This is a genomic window from Streptomyces sp. NPDC054849 (assembly GCF_053610945.1).
This window is the reverse complement of sequence record NZ_JBSGZI010000155.1, coordinates 1-13,704: the sequence shown is the minus strand read 5'-3', so window position 1 is coordinate 13,704 and position 13,704 is coordinate 1. Positions and strand designations below refer to the sequence as shown.

13 protein-coding genes are annotated in these 13,704 nt (G+C 73.9%); 7 read left to right on the top strand and 6 right to left on the bottom strand.

The genetic code is table 11. From position 1 onward, the window contains the following. Nucleotides 1-57 precede the first annotated feature (57 nt). Entirely contained in the window at nucleotides 58-441 is a 384-nt protein-coding gene (locus ACWGIF_RS36475; RefSeq protein ID WP_451170968.1) for a cold-shock protein, read from the bottom strand. Between the two features lie 180 nt (nucleotides 442-621). Between ACWGIF_RS36475 and ACWGIF_RS36470 the strand changes: the two genes are divergently transcribed. Then, complete coding sequence (locus ACWGIF_RS36470) at nucleotides 622-873, top strand: hypothetical protein (RefSeq protein WP_453504002.1); 252 nt, start codon at nucleotides 622-624, stop codon at nucleotides 871-873. Between the two features lie 109 nt (nucleotides 874-982). Here the strand turns inward: ACWGIF_RS36470 and ACWGIF_RS36465 are convergent, their stop codons facing one another. Further along, a complete protein-coding gene (locus ACWGIF_RS36465; protein WP_453504000.1) occupies nucleotides 983-1,621 on the bottom strand; it encodes an HAD family hydrolase in 639 nt (212 codons plus the stop codon). Nucleotides 1,622-1,837: 216 nt separating this feature from the next. Between ACWGIF_RS36465 and ACWGIF_RS36460 the strand changes: the two genes are divergently transcribed. Together ACWGIF_RS36460 and ACWGIF_RS36455 are read left to right on the top strand one after the other, a co-directional pair. Beyond that, nucleotides 1,838-2,338: a SigE family RNA polymerase sigma factor gene (locus tag ACWGIF_RS36460; RefSeq protein WP_453503998.1), complete on the top strand. Its 501-nt coding sequence runs from the start codon at nucleotides 1,838-1,840 to the stop codon at nucleotides 2,336-2,338. Between the two features lie 9 nt (nucleotides 2,339-2,347). Next, nucleotides 2,348-3,187: a hypothetical protein gene (locus ACWGIF_RS36455; RefSeq protein ID WP_453503997.1), complete on the top strand. Its 840-nt coding sequence runs from the start codon at nucleotides 2,348-2,350 to the stop codon at nucleotides 3,185-3,187. Between the two features lie 108 nt (nucleotides 3,188-3,295). On the opposite strand, the gene ACWGIF_RS36450 is transcribed toward ACWGIF_RS36455, so the two are convergent. Then, on the bottom strand, nucleotides 3,296-4,294 hold the full coding sequence (locus tag ACWGIF_RS36450) for a hypothetical protein (RefSeq protein ID WP_453503995.1): 999 nt from the start codon (nucleotides 4,292-4,294) through the stop codon (nucleotides 3,296-3,298). Between the two features lie 86 nt (nucleotides 4,295-4,380). On the opposite strand from ACWGIF_RS36450, the gene ACWGIF_RS36445 reads away from it, so the two are divergent. Together ACWGIF_RS36445 and ACWGIF_RS36440 are read left to right on the top strand one after the other, a co-directional pair. After that, on the top strand, nucleotides 4,381-6,888 hold the full coding sequence (locus tag ACWGIF_RS36445) for a helicase-associated domain-containing protein (RefSeq protein ID WP_453503993.1): 2,508 nt from the start codon (nucleotides 4,381-4,383) through the stop codon (nucleotides 6,886-6,888). Between the two features lie 215 nt (nucleotides 6,889-7,103). Continuing rightward, entirely contained in the window at nucleotides 7,104-7,694 is a 591-nt protein-coding gene (locus ACWGIF_RS36440; protein ID WP_453503991.1) for a DUF4291 domain-containing protein, read from the top strand. Here ACWGIF_RS36440 and ACWGIF_RS36435 read toward each other — a convergent pair. After that, nucleotides 7,679-8,152, bottom strand: coding sequence for an N-acetyltransferase (locus tag ACWGIF_RS36435; protein WP_453503990.1), 474 nt, complete (start codon nucleotides 8,150-8,152; stop codon nucleotides 7,679-7,681). The two genes, ACWGIF_RS36440 and ACWGIF_RS36435, sit on opposite strands and share 16 nt — an antisense overlap. Nucleotides 8,153-8,361: 209 nt before the next feature. Between ACWGIF_RS36435 and ACWGIF_RS36430 the strand changes: the two genes are divergently transcribed. Further along, the gene (locus tag ACWGIF_RS36430) at nucleotides 8,362-10,005 is read left to right on the top strand and encodes a DNA repair helicase XPB (protein WP_453503989.1); all 1,644 of its coding nucleotides are present in this window, start codon (nucleotides 8,362-8,364) and stop codon (nucleotides 10,003-10,005) included. Here the strand turns inward: ACWGIF_RS36430 and ACWGIF_RS36425 are convergent. Next, entirely contained in the window at nucleotides 9,971-10,810 is an 840-nt protein-coding gene (locus ACWGIF_RS36425; RefSeq protein ID WP_453503988.1) for a glycosyltransferase family 87 protein, read from the bottom strand. The genes ACWGIF_RS36430 and ACWGIF_RS36425 overlap by 35 nt on opposite strands. Nucleotides 10,811-11,007: 197 nt before the next feature. Then, nucleotides 11,008-11,193 (bottom strand): hypothetical protein, encoded by a 186-nt coding sequence (locus tag ACWGIF_RS36420; RefSeq protein ID WP_453503986.1) that lies wholly within the window; start codon nucleotides 11,191-11,193, stop codon nucleotides 11,008-11,010. A 310-nt stretch (nucleotides 11,194-11,503) separates the two neighbouring features. Between ACWGIF_RS36420 and ACWGIF_RS36415 the strand changes: the two genes are divergently transcribed. Next, complete coding sequence (locus ACWGIF_RS36415; RefSeq protein ID WP_453503984.1) at nucleotides 11,504-13,594, top strand: HelD family protein; 2,091 nt, start codon at nucleotides 11,504-11,506, stop codon at nucleotides 13,592-13,594. The last annotated feature ends 110 nt before the right edge of the window (nucleotides 13,595-13,704 follow it).

Sequence of the window (13,704 nt, the reverse complement as noted above, 5' to 3'; positions counted from 1 at the left end):
GCGCCCCGCCGCTCTTGCGAGTGGCGGGGCGCCGTCGTACGCCGGACGGTCGGAGGGTCAGACGTCGAGCTGGTCGGCCACCGCCCGCAGCAGCCCGGCGATCTTCGTGCCGTGCACCTTGTCGGGGTAGCGGCCGCGCTCCAGCATCGGAGTGATGTTCTCCAGCAGGGTCGTGAGGTCCTGCACGATCGAGGCGAGCTCGTCGGGCTTGCGGCGCTGGGCCGCCGCGACGGACGGTGCCGGATCCAGTACCGTCACCGAAAGTGCCTGGTCGCCGCGCTGGCCGGCGACGACACCGAACTCGACGCGCTGGCCGGGCTTGAGGGAGTCGATCCCGGCAGGGAGCACCGACGAGTGGACGAAGACGTCGCCGCCGTCGTCACGGGAGAGAAAGCCGAAGCCCTTCTCACTGTTGAACCACTTGACCTTGCCGGTAGGCACGTCCGTCCTCTGTCCTTGTGCTCGTCGGGGGTCCGGAGTTCCGCGGAACGGCTCCGGACAACAGCGCAGCGGGCCATGTGTGACCCGCCACCTCAAGGCTAATGGTCAGGGGCCGGGTGACAAGACGTTCCCCGGTCCTTCGCCGTCGGCTGCCTTCGGCCAGGGAACTACCCTGGTGGGGTGACTGTTACTCCTCATTCCGACGAAGCGCGGCCCGGCGACGGACTCGTCAAGGCCGGCGGCATCGTGTTCATCGCCGGGGCCGTGGCCACGCTGGCGACCATGGCTCCGCTGTTCCTCGACATCGAGCCGTTCCCGTCGTACGCGTGGGCCGTGTGCATGCTGATGGGTGTCGGCTTCGCCATCTCCGCGGCGGGCGTGCTCCGCTCGGCCGCGGCCCAGCGCAAGGCCGCCCGGGCCTCGCAGGCCTGATCCGGGGCGCGGGCCCCGTCCGGGCCCGTCCAAGCCCGGACGGCTGTCCGCGGATCGCCCGGGCGGTCCGCGTCGCCGGGCTGCCCGGGCCGGCCTGTCGGCCGGACTGCTAGACGGACTGCTGGACGGGCTGCGCCGCGACGTACTCCGCGAGCCACTGCGGCAGCGCCGTGAGGTCCGGCAGCACCACGTCCGCGCCCGCCGCGCGCAGTTCGGGCTCCGGGCACGGACCGGTCGGCACCACCACGGACAGCGCGCCGGCCGTACGGGCCCCGCGTACGTCGCCCACGTGGTCGCCGACGTAGACCTGCGCCCCGTACTCGCGCAGCGCACCGGCCTTCGCCTCCGCCCAGAGCCAGCCGACGACCGCGTCGGCCTCGATGCCGAGGTGGGCCAGGTGCAGGCGGGCGTTGGGCTCGTGCTTGGCCGTGACGACGATCGCGCGGCCGCCGAGCGCCTGGACGGCCTCGATCGCCTCCCGGGCGCCGGGCATCGCCGGGGTCGGCTCGATGGCGTGGGTGGGGTAGATCTCCCGGTACCGGTCGGCCATGGCCGGGATCTCGGCCTCCGGGAACCAGTGCGCCAGCTCCTCGTCCAGCGGCGGCCCGAGCCGCGTGACCGCCGCGGCGGCGTCGATGAACGTACCCGTCTCGGCCGACAGCGCCTGGTAGGCGGCCTTGATTCCGGGGCGCGAGTCGATGAGGGTCATGTCGAGGTCGAAGCCGACGGTGAGGTTCATGGCGACCATTGTGCCGAGGCGGCCGTACGGCAGGCGTACACCCGGCCTCCGCCAGGGGAACGTACGCGGGGAGGTACGGCCCGCCGTGGCGACCGGCGCGCTGGGCGCAACCGGATCCGAAGCTGCCACGAGGTCCCGCCGCATCCCTCGAAATCCGTGCTCAACCTTTTCCGTGCGACAGCACTCAGGACAGGGGTGAGAGACACGATGTGAAGGGGAGGGCGGATGCCGCCAGGCACCGAGCACGACTTCGAGGCCTTTGCCCGGGCCGGTCAGCGCAAGCTGTACCGGACGGCTTACCTGCTGTGCGGGAACGCCGACGGCGCACGCGATCTGACGCAGACGACGCTCGCGAAGCTGTTCCAGCACTGGCGGCGGGTGTCCGCCGCGGACCATCCCGACGCGTACGCCAGGACCGTGCTGACCCGCACCTTCCTCGCCGAGCGACGGCGGCGCCTGCGCGACCTCCTGGCCCACACGCGCGCCGACCCGCCGCCCCGGCCCGAACACGCCGAGCTGCGCGTCACCCTGCTCGCCGCACTGGCCGCCCTGCCGCCACGGGCCCGGGCCATGGTCGTCCTGCGCTATTGGGAGGACCTGAGCGTCGAGACGGTCGCCGATCTGCTGCGCTGCAGCGAGGGAACGGTCAAGAGCCAGTGCTCGCGCGCCCTGGCGAAGCTGCGCACGCAGCTGGGCGAGGCCCACATCTACGCCACCGAGAGCTGAGGAGACGCCATGGGTACCAACGAAGAGCACGCGGACGACCGCGCCGCAGCCCTGCTCGTCCGGGAAGCGATGGACCGTGCGACCGCGGAACTGCCCGCCATGACCGACCTGGTGGGCCCGGCCCGCGCCCAGGGCCTGCGCCGCAAGGCGCGCGCCCGGGCCGTGATCGGCGGTGCGGTGCTGGCCGTCGCCGGGCTCGGCGTGGCCGGGGCCCTCTTCCTGCCCGGCAGTGGCGATCAGGGGGCGACCGGAACCACCGAGGTCATCGACGTGGCCACGGTGCCGACGACTTCCGGACCGCCACCGCCGGTCCACATCGAACCCACCCCGGGCGAATCCTCGATGGCCGATCTGCCGCCCGCCGAACGGGCCCGGCAGGAGAACTTCCAGAACCAGGCCGTCGGGGTCCTCCAGGAACTGCTGCCCACGACGGTCGGCACCGTGCAGCGGATCGACCTCGGCGTGCGCCAGTACCAGGGCACCAAGGACGGCAAGAGCTTCCGCATCATCTTCTCGGTACGGCCGTTCGAGCCGGGCACCAGCAGCCAGCCCTGCCAGGAGGTGAGGGGCACGCTCTGCAAGAAGGCCACCCTGCCCGGCGGCATCGAGGCCAAGGCGGCGACCTCGCCGGTCAACAACGGCAACGTCACCGAGTCCCTGCTCTGGTTCCGTTACGGCGCCAGCAACGTCTCGCTGACCGTCAACCCGCACGACGAGTCGAACACCTCGGCGCCCGTCACCCCCGAACAGCTGCTGGAGCTGGCCAAGGCCCCCGCCTTCCTCGACCTGGTCAAGACAGCCGACCGCGACCCCCTGGAAAAGACGCAGCGCACGATCGTGGGCGGCTGACACCCCAGGCGGTGACCGCTGCACGGGGCCTTCTCCCGGCCCCGCCCCTCAGCCCCGCCGGCGTTCAGGCGCGGGGTCGGGGCCGGGACCCCGGCACACGGCCCGCGGTCAGCGGCGGCGGGCCCTCCACACCAGGTAGGCCACGGAGGCGACGGCGGCGCCCCGCAGCAGCCACGGCCACATCCCGTGCAGCGCGCCGCTCAGCTGGTCGTCGGCCAGGGTCTCGCCCCACTTGCCGTTCATCCGGCCCCACAGCCACACCACCGCCCCCGCGAGGACCAGCCCGGGCGGGCCGAACACGGCCCACTTGCGCTCGGCCGGCTGCAGCACGCGCGAGGCGTACGGCAGGAGCCATCCGACGACGAGGACCAGCCAGTACCCGGTGACCACACCGACGACGAGGACGGCCGCGGCCAGCAGCAGGAAGGCGTTCGGCCGGGGGCGGACCGGGGCCGCGGCCTCCGCCGCCGGCGCGGCGGCCTCCTTCTTCGCGCGCCGCCGCTCACGCAGGAACCGTATGACGGCCCGCGCCCGGCTCGGCGGCGGACCGGTCGGGGGCGCCGCCGGCCCCGCGTCCTCCTCCTGCGGCCCTTCCTTGAACAGGTCCGGGATCTCGATGCCGCCCGCGAAGCCCTCGACCTGCGGTCCCGCGCCGAGCGGGCCCGGGCTCACCCGCCACCAGTCGGGCTCGGCCCCGCCGGAGGGCCCGAGCTCGTCCATCCCGGCCAGGTGCGGCGGCACGTTCTCGGGCTCCGCCGCGGGGCGCGGCGCAGGCGCGCTCCGGCGGCGCAGGCGCCCCGGCTCCCGCTGGACGGGCACCGAGAGGCCGGCGCCCGTGGACGGCGCGGAGGGTCCGGCGGACGCCGGAGCCGCGCCCGACCGGGTGCCGACGGTGTCCAGGACCTCCTCCGGCGTGCCGATCCGCTCCAGGATGCGGCGTACGGCTGCCGGAGTGTCCGGGTCGTACTTGGCGCGCCGACGGTCGATCTCGTCCCGCAGCCCCGACACCAGCCGCATCCGGTCCCCGGAGGAAAGCTGCCGCTGCTGCGCCAAGTCCCCGACGCGGCTCAGATATTCGTAGACCAGGTGGTCGCTCTCGATCCCCACGCCCAGGCTCCTCCCGTACCGCCTGTCCCGAAGGTAGCGCGTGCACCCGTGGAGCTGCTGCGGGCGCAGCGGATACCGTTGACCGGATGGGGACCGGCCGACTGACCGGCCGACGCGACCAGGAGGCGACTGTGCCTGAGGCAAGCACTGCTGCGGGAGGTACGGGGACCGGGGCCGGGACCGGTACCGGGGGCGGCGCCCCGCGCTCCCTCGCCGAGGCGCTTCGCGCCCGCGACGACGCGGCCCTGTCCGCCCTGCTGCACGCACGCCCGGACCTGCTCAGCCCGGTGCCCGGCGATGTGACCCAGCTGGCCACCCGCGCCGGGACCCGGGCCTCGGTGGTGCGGGCGCTGGAGCGCCTGGACCGGTTCACACTGCAGACCGCCGAGGCCCTCGCCGTGGCCCCGGACCCGTGCCCGTACCCGGTGCTGGAGTCGCTGCTGACCGGCGAGGAGGGCACCACCGGCGAGGACAACGGCGCCCGCGCCGCGCTCCCCGGCGCCCTGGGCACCCTGCGCGACCAGGCCCTGGTGTGGGGCGACGAGGACCGTCTGCGCCTGGTCCGCACCGCCCGCGAGCTGCTCGCACCGTCCGCCCAGCGGCCCTCGCCGACCGGCCTCGGGCCCACCGTCGCGGAGGCCACGTCCGGGATGTCACCGACCCGGGTGCAGGAGATCGTGGCGGCGGTCGGACTGCCCGCCACCCACGACCCGGTGTCCGCCGTGGCCTCGCTGACCGCCCTGTTCACCGACCCGGAGCGGATGTCCGCGCTGCTGGACGAGGCCCCCGCGGAGGCCCACCAGGTGCTGGGGCGGCTCGTGTGGGGGCCGCCGTACGGCGAGGTGACCCCGAATCCGACCCCGCCGGTGCGCTGGCTGCGCGACCGGGGGCTGTTGCTGCCCGCGTCGGCGCGGACCGTCATCCTGCCCCGAGAGGTGGCGCTCCACCTGCGCGGCGGCCTCGCGCACCGGGACACCGCGCCGGTGCCCCCGCCGGTGGCGGCCCACCGCGAGCACCGTCCACAGGCTGTGGACGCGAACGCCGCCGGGCAGGCGCTGGCCGCCCTGTCCACCGTCGAGGAGCTGGTGAAGTCCTGGGAACACGCCGGTCCGCCGGTGCTGCGGGCGGGCGGGCTCTCCGTACGGGACCTGAAGCGGGCCGCCTCCACCCTGGAGACCGGCGAGCCGTCGGCGGCGTTCTGGATCGAACTCGCCTATGCGGCGGGCCTGCTGGCCGGCGACGGGGAGGCCGACGAGCGGTACGCGCCCACCCCCGCCTTCGACGACTGGTTCGAACTGCAGCCCGCAGAAAGATGGTCGGTGCTCGCGGCGGCCTGGCTGCCGGCCACCCGCACGGCCGGCCTGGTCGGCGAGCAGGACTCCAAGGGGCGCACGCTCTCCGCGCTCGGTCCCGAACTCGACCGCTCCGCCGCCCCCGAGGTACGCCGACGCGTGCTGGAACTCCTCGCCGCGCTGCCCGAGGGCGCGTCCGCCGACCCGCAGGCCCTGCTGGACCGGCTCGCGTGGGAGCGTCCCGTACGCACGGCGAGCGATCTGCGCGCCCGCCTCGCGCGCTGGACGCTGACCGAGGCGGAAGTCCTCGGCGTGACCGGCCGGGGTGCCCTGTCCGGGCCCGGCCGAGCCCTCCTGGAGCACCGCGACCCGGCACCGCTGCTGGCCCCGCTGCTGCCGGAGCCGGTGGACCACGTCCTGCTGCAGGCCGACCTGACGGCCGTCGCGCCCGGCCCGCTGCTGCGCCCGCTCGGCGACACCCTGGCGGTGCTCGCGGACGTGGAGTCCAAGGGCGGGGCGACGGTGTACCGCTTCACGCCCGGCTCGGTGCGACGCGCCCTGGACGCCGGCCATGCCGCCGCCGACCTGCACGCCTTCCTCAAGGAGCACAGCCGCACCCCGGTCCCGCAGCCCCTCACCTACCTCATCGACGACGTCGCCCGGCGCCATGGCCACCTGCGGGTCGGTGCGGCTTCCGCCTACGTCCGCTGTGACGACGACGCGATGCTGGGCGAGATCCTGGCCGACAAGCGCTCGGCCGGGATGGGCCTGCGCCGCCTCGCTCCCACCGTCCTGGCCGCGCAGGCCGAACCGAAGGCGCTGCTTGAGGGGTTGCGGGCGATGGGGTACGCGCCCGCCGCGGAGTCCCGCAGCGGCGACGTCCTGGTCTCGCGCGCCGACGCCCACCGCGCCCCGGCGCGCTCGGCGCCCGTCCCGGTGCCCGACGGCCCGCCCCTGCCGGACGCGACGCTGCTGGGGGCGGCCGTACGGGCGATCCGGGCGGGCGACCTGGCGGCGACGGCGGTCCGCAAGGAGCCCGCACCGTCGACGGGGGTGCCGGGCGAACTCCCGCGCACGAGCGCTGCGGAGACCCTGGCGACGGTGCAGGCGGCGGCACTGACCGGATCGGCGGTGTGGATCGGCTACGTGAACGCGGACGGCGCGGCCAGCCAGCGGGTCATCGCCCCGGTTCGCGTGGAAGGCGGCTTCGTCACCGGCTACGACCACACGGCGGACGAGGTCCGCACGTACGCCCTCCACCGCATCACGGGCGTGGCAGAACTGGCGGAGGACCAGGTCTAGACAGGACGAACCCGGCTCTCCCGGCCGGCCCTGCCGCGCCATCCTGCCGCGCCGCGCCATCCCGCCGCGCCGCGCCACCCATCCCCGCCGCGCATCCTCCAGCCCCGCCGGCGGTCGAGGCGCCGGGGTCCGGGGCAGGGCCCACCGTGCAGCGGCGCCGCACGCGCGGCGAAAACCGCTGGCGGCGCGCCGCAAGCTCCCCCCACCCTTGCCCCATGCCAGTCGAACCCACCCGCCGGATCCGCGCATCGCACACCGACACCACCCTCACCGTCTACCAGGCCTACGCCCCCCGCCTCGGCGAACCGGCCGCCCGCGACGGCCGCTTCCCGCCCGCCTGGAAGCGGGATCGGATGACGTGGATCAAGCCCTCGTTCCTGTGGATGATGTACCGCTGCGGCTGGGCCACGAAGGAGGGCCAGCAGACGGTGCTGGCGGTCGAGATCACCCGCACCGGCTTCGACCAGGCGCTGGCCGGGGCCTGCCTGTCCCACTACAAGCCCGGCGTGCACGCGGACAGCGCCGCCTGGAAGGACTCCCTGCGCGGGGCGCCCGCCCGGGTCCAGTGGGACCCCGAGCGCGACCTCCACCTGAACCCGCTGGCGTACCGCTCGCTCCAGCTGGGCCTGTCCGGGCCGGCGTCACGGGCGTACGCCGACGAGTGGACCGTCTCCATCCGCGATGTGACCCCGCTGGCCCGGGAGATCCACGGCCTGCTCCGCGCCGGGGACGACGCGGCCGCGCGCGCCCTGCTGCCCGTGGAGACCCCGTACCCCTCGGGCCCCTTGCCTCACCTCGGCGCATAGTCGATCAGCGCGGCGTCGAAGGGCCACACCTCGCGGAGCCAGCGGCGGACGGTCTCGTACAGGGGCGCGTCGAGCGGCGCCCGGTCGGCGCGCACCCACGAGCTGACGTGGATGCGGCCGGGCGCCTCCTTGGCCGGGTAGATGTACAGGCACCCGATGACCTCGTCGCCGTCCAGGCCGTCCAGCACGCTGTACGTGAACCCGGTGCGGGCCTCGAAGTCCCGCGCGTGGCGCGCCAGGTCGGCCCGGTTGGCCTCCGGGGACATGCCCTCCGGCGGCGGCCACTTCCTCCCGGCGAAGCCGGGCGTGGCGCGGACGTGCGCGATGCTGCCGCTCCAGGCGGCGAGGTCGCGCTCGTTGTGCTGTTCCCCGAGCGGCTCCAGCCGGAAGCCCTCCGCGACGAGGCCGCGCGGCACCTCGAAGCCGGCGGGGACGAAGGTCTGCTGATCTTCACTCATGCCCGGACCCTACGGACCTCCTCTGCCGGCGTCAGCGGATTTTCCACCGGCCACCGCTCGTGCACACCGCCACCCCCACCGCCACCCCTACGACCGGGCGAGGACGGTTCCGCAGGGCCCGGCCGGCTGACCCGCCGAGCGCCGTGTTCCCAGCCTTCGCGCCGTACGGCACACTGGAGGTTTGACCTGAAGGAAACGGGGCGCCGCGCGTGAATGGTCCACTCATCGTCCAGAGCGACAAAACCCTCCTGCTCGAAGTCGACCACGAGCTCGCCGGAGCCGCCCGGCGGGCCATCGCCCCCTTCGCCGAGCTGGAGCGGGCCCCCGAGCACATCCACACCTATCGGATCACCCCCCTCGGCCTGTGGAACGCCCGGGCCGCCGGTCACGACGCCGAGCAGGTCGTCGACGCGCTGGTGGAGTACTCCCGCTACCCCGTCCCGCACGCGCTGCTCGTCGACGTCGCCGAGACCATGGCGCGCTACGGCCGCCTCACGCTCTCCAAGCACCCCGTGCACGGCCTGGTCCTGACCAGCACCGACCGGCCCGTGCTGGAGGAGATCCTGCGCTCCAAGCGGATCTCCCCGCTCGTCGGTGCGCGGCTCGACCCCGACACCGTGGTCGTGCACCCCTCCGAGCGCGGCCAGATCAAGCAGACGCTGCTGAAGCTGGGCTGGCCGGCCGAGGACCTCGCCGGGTACGTGGACGGCGAGGCGCACCAGATCGACCTGGCCGAGAACGGCTGGGCGCTGCGCCCGTACCAGCAGCAGGCCGTCGAGGGCTTCTGGCACGGTGGATCCGGTGTGGTCGTGCTGCCCTGCGGCGCCGGCAAGACGCTGGTCGGGGCCGGGGCCATGGCGATGGCCAAGGCGACGACGCTGATCCTGGTGACGAACACCGTCTCGGCCCGCCAGTGGAAGCACGAACTGGTCAAGCGGACCTCGCTGACGGAGGAGGAGATCGGCGAGTACTCCGGCACCCGCAAGGAGATCCGGCCCGTCACGATCGCCACGTACCAGGTCCTGACGACGAAGCGGAAGGGTGTCTACCCGCACCTGGAGCTCTTCGACTCCCGGGACTGGGGCCTGATCGTCTACGACGAGGTGCACCTGCTGCCCGCGCCGGTCTTCAAGTTCACCGCCGACCTCCAGGCCCGACGACGCCTCGGACTGACGGCCACCCTCGTCCGGGAGGACGGGCGGGAGTCGGACGTGTTCTCGCTCATCGGGCCGAAGCGGTTCGACGCGCCGTGGAAGGAGATCGAGGCGCAGGGCTACATCGCGCCCGCCGACTGCGTCGAGGTCCGGGTCAACCTGACGGAGTCGGAGCGACTCGCGTACGCGACCGCCGAGACGGAGGAGAAGTACCGCTACTGCGCGACGACCGCGACGAAGCGCAAGGTCACCGAGGCGCTCGTCGCCAAGCACAAGGGTGAGCAGACCCTGGTCATCGGGCAGTACATCGACCAGCTCGACGAGCTCGGCGAGCACCTGGACGCCCCCGTCATCAAGGGCGAGACGTCCAACGCACAGCGCGAGAAGCTCTTCAACGCCTTCCGCGAGGGCGAGATCAGCGTGCTGGTCGTGTCGAAGGTCGCGAACTTCTCCATCGACCTGCCGGAGGCGACGGTCGCCATCCAGGTGTCGGGCACCTTCGGCTCCCGCCAGGAGGAGGCACAGCGCCTGGGCCGCGTGCTGCGGCCGAAGGCGGACGGCCACGAGGCGCGGTTCTACTCGGTCGTCGCGCGCGACACGATCGACCAGGACTTCGCGGCGCACCGCCAGCGCTTCCTCGCCGAGCAGGGGTACGCCTACCGGATCATGGACGCCGACGAGCTGCTGACGAGCGACTGACCGAAGGGTCGGCGAGGGGCCGGCGCGGGGTCGGGACCCGGCCTGGGGCGCAGGCGCGCACCAGGGCCCGGAGGCGGCCCCGGCGGCGAAGCCGGGCGATCAGTACGGCCGGCACCGGGACGCACCAGACCCACAGGGCCGGCCAGTCCAGCACCAGGGCCCGGACCGCGGTGGGCAGGTGCCGGGTCCAGAACTCGGCGGACGCCTCCGGGAGGACCAGCATCCCGAGCAGGGCGGTACCGGCGAAGGCGGCCAGCGCCGTCAGCCCGGCCCGGACGCGGCCGGTCAGCAGCAGGTACGGGACGAAGGCCGCCGGGGTGAGGGTGCTCCCGGCGGCGATGCCCAGCGCGAAGCCCTTGCCGAGCGCGGCGCCGGGCCGGCCCAGGTCCCACAGGACCAGGCAGGCGAGGGACAGGTTGATCTGGCCGGGGAGCGGGTCCTGGAACAGCGGCTCCAGCCACAGGCCGACGACGGTGGCGGCCAGGACGGGCCCGCGCCGGGCCGGCAGCCGCGCGAGCCGGCAGGACAGCGTGATCAGCAGGGCGAGCAGGCAGGCGTTGCCGAGGACGAGGACGGCCTTCAGCGCGCCGGTCGGCAGCCAGGCGGCCGGTGTGAAGAGGATCGCCGCGAACGGCGGGTACGCGGCGGGCGGGTGCCACTCGGCGGCGGAGAGGCCGTCCGCCAGGGCGTCGGCCGTCGGGATCCGCAGAGCGATGCAGAGCACGCCCAGCACGAGCAGCGAGCCCGTCACCAGTACGCCGGTGAGGGGCGACGGCGAGCAGCTGGGGACGTGACTCCGGTTCACGCGCGAGACCCTAGTGGATCAGTCAATTCCCCGCGCAATGCGTCCAATGCACGCCCAGCGCACGTCGGGACGTCGTCGAGTGCGCGTCGAGACCTCGTCGAGTGCGCGTCCACCGGCCGGCCGGGGCGACCGGGGTGCCTGCACCAGGACACGGCCGCGCGGCGGGGCCGCCGGGCAGTGCGCCGCTCTGGCCGTGGTCAGCGGCGTATGACGCCCGCGTCCTCGGCGTATTCGCCCAGGACGACGACGCTCACCGCGGCCGCAGTGAAGACCTTCGCCGCCCGCAGCATGCTGCCGAAGGAATGGCGGGAAGGGGAATCGGAGATGGCGGTGGCGCCGCTCGGGCGGCCACCCTGGACCGGGGTGAAGGTTGCGGTGCTCATGGATCCATGGTGCGCTCGCGGCGCGGGAAGCACATCGCTCTGGGGGCGGAACCCCAAGCCCTCAGGCCTCCTCCTCCCGGCCCATGCCGCCCCCTGACGGGCCTACCAGGGTCTGACACTCCCGGGTATGACACCCGTACGGAGGTACCGGCCGGCAGGGTACTTCCGGCGTCGAAAGTCGTTCGCGCCGCAGGTCCGCGGTGACTACAATCTCCGCTCTTGCCGCCTCCCACCGCCTCATCGGGGAGAGCCGCCCTCCGGCCGGAAACCGGCGGGCTTCTGTTCCGTACCAGCAGCTGGAGGCAGTCCCGTGCCCGCGCACGCCACCGACACCACCCCCGCCGACGCGACGACCGCCCCCACCGGCCCACTGGACCGCGAACGGGCCCACCTCACCGCCTCCCGCGCCGCCCTGCGTGCCATGCGCGAGGACGTCGAAGCCCTCGACATCCGCGACGTCACCGCGAACTGGGTCAACGCGATCGTCCTCCAGGCGCAGATCGACGACCGCATCAAGGCCCTCGCCGACCTCTCCCACACCCCGCTCTTCTTCGGCCGCCTGAACTATCTGCACGCCCCCGGCGCGGAGCTCGCCGAGGGTGCGCAGGGCGAGCAGTTCTACATCGGCCGCCGCCACGTCCACGACGCCGACGGCGACCCGATGGTCATCGACTGGCGCGCGCCCGTCTCCCAGCCGTTCTACCGCGCCTCCAAGACCGACCCGCAGGACATCGCGCTGCGCCGCCGCTTCGGCTACACCGGCGGCGAGCTGACCGCGTACGAGGACGAGCACCTGTCGGACCCCTCCGAGGCGGCCGCGGTCAGCAAGCTGCTCCAGCAGGAGATCGAGCGTCCGCGCGTCGGCCCCATGCGGGACATCGTCGCGACGATCCAGCCAGAGCAGGACGAGATCGTGCGGTCCGGCCTGTCCGGTTCCGTCTGCGTCCAGGGCGGCCCCGGCACGGGGAAGACGGCCGTCGGCCTGCACCGGGTGGCGTACCTGCTGTACGCGCACCGCGACCGCCTCGCCCGCACCGGCACGCTCGTCATCGGGCCGAACCGTTCTTTCCTGCACTACATCGAGCAGGTCCTGCCCGCCCTGGGCGAGCTGGAGGTCAAGCAGGCCACCGTCGACGACCTGGTGGCCCGCGACGGCCTGGAGGTACGCGGCACGGACGCCGCCGAAACCGCCGTGGTCAAAGGCGATGCGCGCATGGCGGAGGTGCTGAACCGCGCGGTCCGCTCGCACGTCACGCAGCCCACCGAGGCGCTGATGGTGGTGCGCGGGTCGCGGCGCTGGCGGGTGCCCGCGCACGAGATCGCGGAGATGGTCGAGGAGCTGCAGAACCGCGACATCCGCTACGGCGCGGCCCGGGAGGCGCTGCCGCAGCGCATCGCGCACGCGGTGCTCGTCCGGATGGAGCAGGCGGGCGAGGCGCCGGACGACCGGGTGCAGGACGCAGTGGCCCGCAACGCCGCGGTGAAGACGGCGGTGAAGGCGATCTGGCCGCCGGTCGACCCGGCGAAGCTGGTCCTGCGGCTGCTCTCCGACCCGGACTTCCTCGCCCTGCACGCGGAGGGCGTGCTCAGCGCGGACGAGCAGAAGCTGCTGACCTGGCCGAAGCCGTTTCGCAGCGTGAAGTCGGCGCAGTGGTCGGCGGCGGACCTGGTCCTGATCGACGAGACGGCCGACCTGGTCGAACGCACCCACTCCCTGGGCCATGTGGTCCTCGACGAGGCGCAGGACCTGTCCCCGATGCAGTACCGGGCGGTGGGGCGGCGCTGCACGACGGGTTCGGCGACGGTCCTGGGCGACCTCGCGCAGGGCACCACGCCGTGGGCGACGCGCAGCTGGGACGAGGCCCTGACTCACCTGGGCAAGCCGCAGGCGGTACTGGAGGAGCTGACGGCGGGCTTCCGCGTGCCGCGCGAGGTGATCACCTACGCCTCCCGCCTGCTGCCCTCGATCTCCCCGGGCCTGGCCCCGGTCTCCTCGGTCCGCGAGACGCCGGGCTCGCTGCGGATCGCGGAGACGTCGGCGGCGGACCTGACGGCGGCGGTGGTCTCGGCGTGCCGTGAGTCCCTCGTCCACGAGGGTTCGATCGGCCTGATCGCGGCGGACGCCCGTATCCCGGCCCTGGCGGAGGCCCTGCGGGAGGCGGGGCTGCCGTATCTGGCGCCGGGCGAGGAGACCACGGTGGAAGCCCGCCTGACGCTGGTGCCGGCGTCGCTGGCGAAGGGGCTGGAGTACGACTACGTGGTCCTGGACGAGCCCGCGGCGATCGTCGACGGCGAGCCGGACGAGCGCACGGGCCTGCGCCGCCTGTACGTCTGCCTCACCCGAGCCGTCTCAGGCCTCACGGCCCTGCACGCGACCCCACTCCCCGCCGCCCTGTCCTGACCCCCACATCCACCCCCGGGGCTCCGCCCCGAACCTCACGGCGCTCCGCGCCCGCGCCTCAAACGCCGGCGAGGCTGACATACCCAGCCCCGCCGTGCACAATCCAGCCC

Coding starts and splice junctions, on each gene's coding strand:
- ACWGIF_RS36465 (WP_453504000.1), bottom strand. CDS start 1,621: ATGGTCGCCATGAACCTCACCGTCGGCTTCGACCTCGACATGACCCTC.
- ACWGIF_RS36455 (WP_453503997.1), top strand. CDS start 2,348: ATGGGTACCAACGAAGAGCACGCGGACGACCGCGCCGCAGCCCTGCTC.
- ACWGIF_RS36435 (WP_453503990.1), bottom strand. CDS start 8,152: ATGAGTGAAGATCAGCAGACCTTCGTCCCCGCCGGCTTCGAGGTGCCG.
- ACWGIF_RS36460 (WP_453503998.1), top strand. CDS start 1,838: ATGCCGCCAGGCACCGAGCACGACTTCGAGGCCTTTGCCCGGGCCGGT.
- ACWGIF_RS36445 (WP_453503993.1), top strand. CDS start 4,381: ATGGGGACCGGCCGACTGACCGGCCGACGCGACCAGGAGGCGACTGTG.
- ACWGIF_RS36420 (WP_453503986.1), bottom strand. CDS start 11,193: ATGAGCACCGCAACCTTCACCCCGGTCCAGGGTGGCCGCCCGAGCGGC.
- ACWGIF_RS36440 (WP_453503991.1), top strand. CDS start 7,104: ATGCCAGTCGAACCCACCCGCCGGATCCGCGCATCGCACACCGACACC.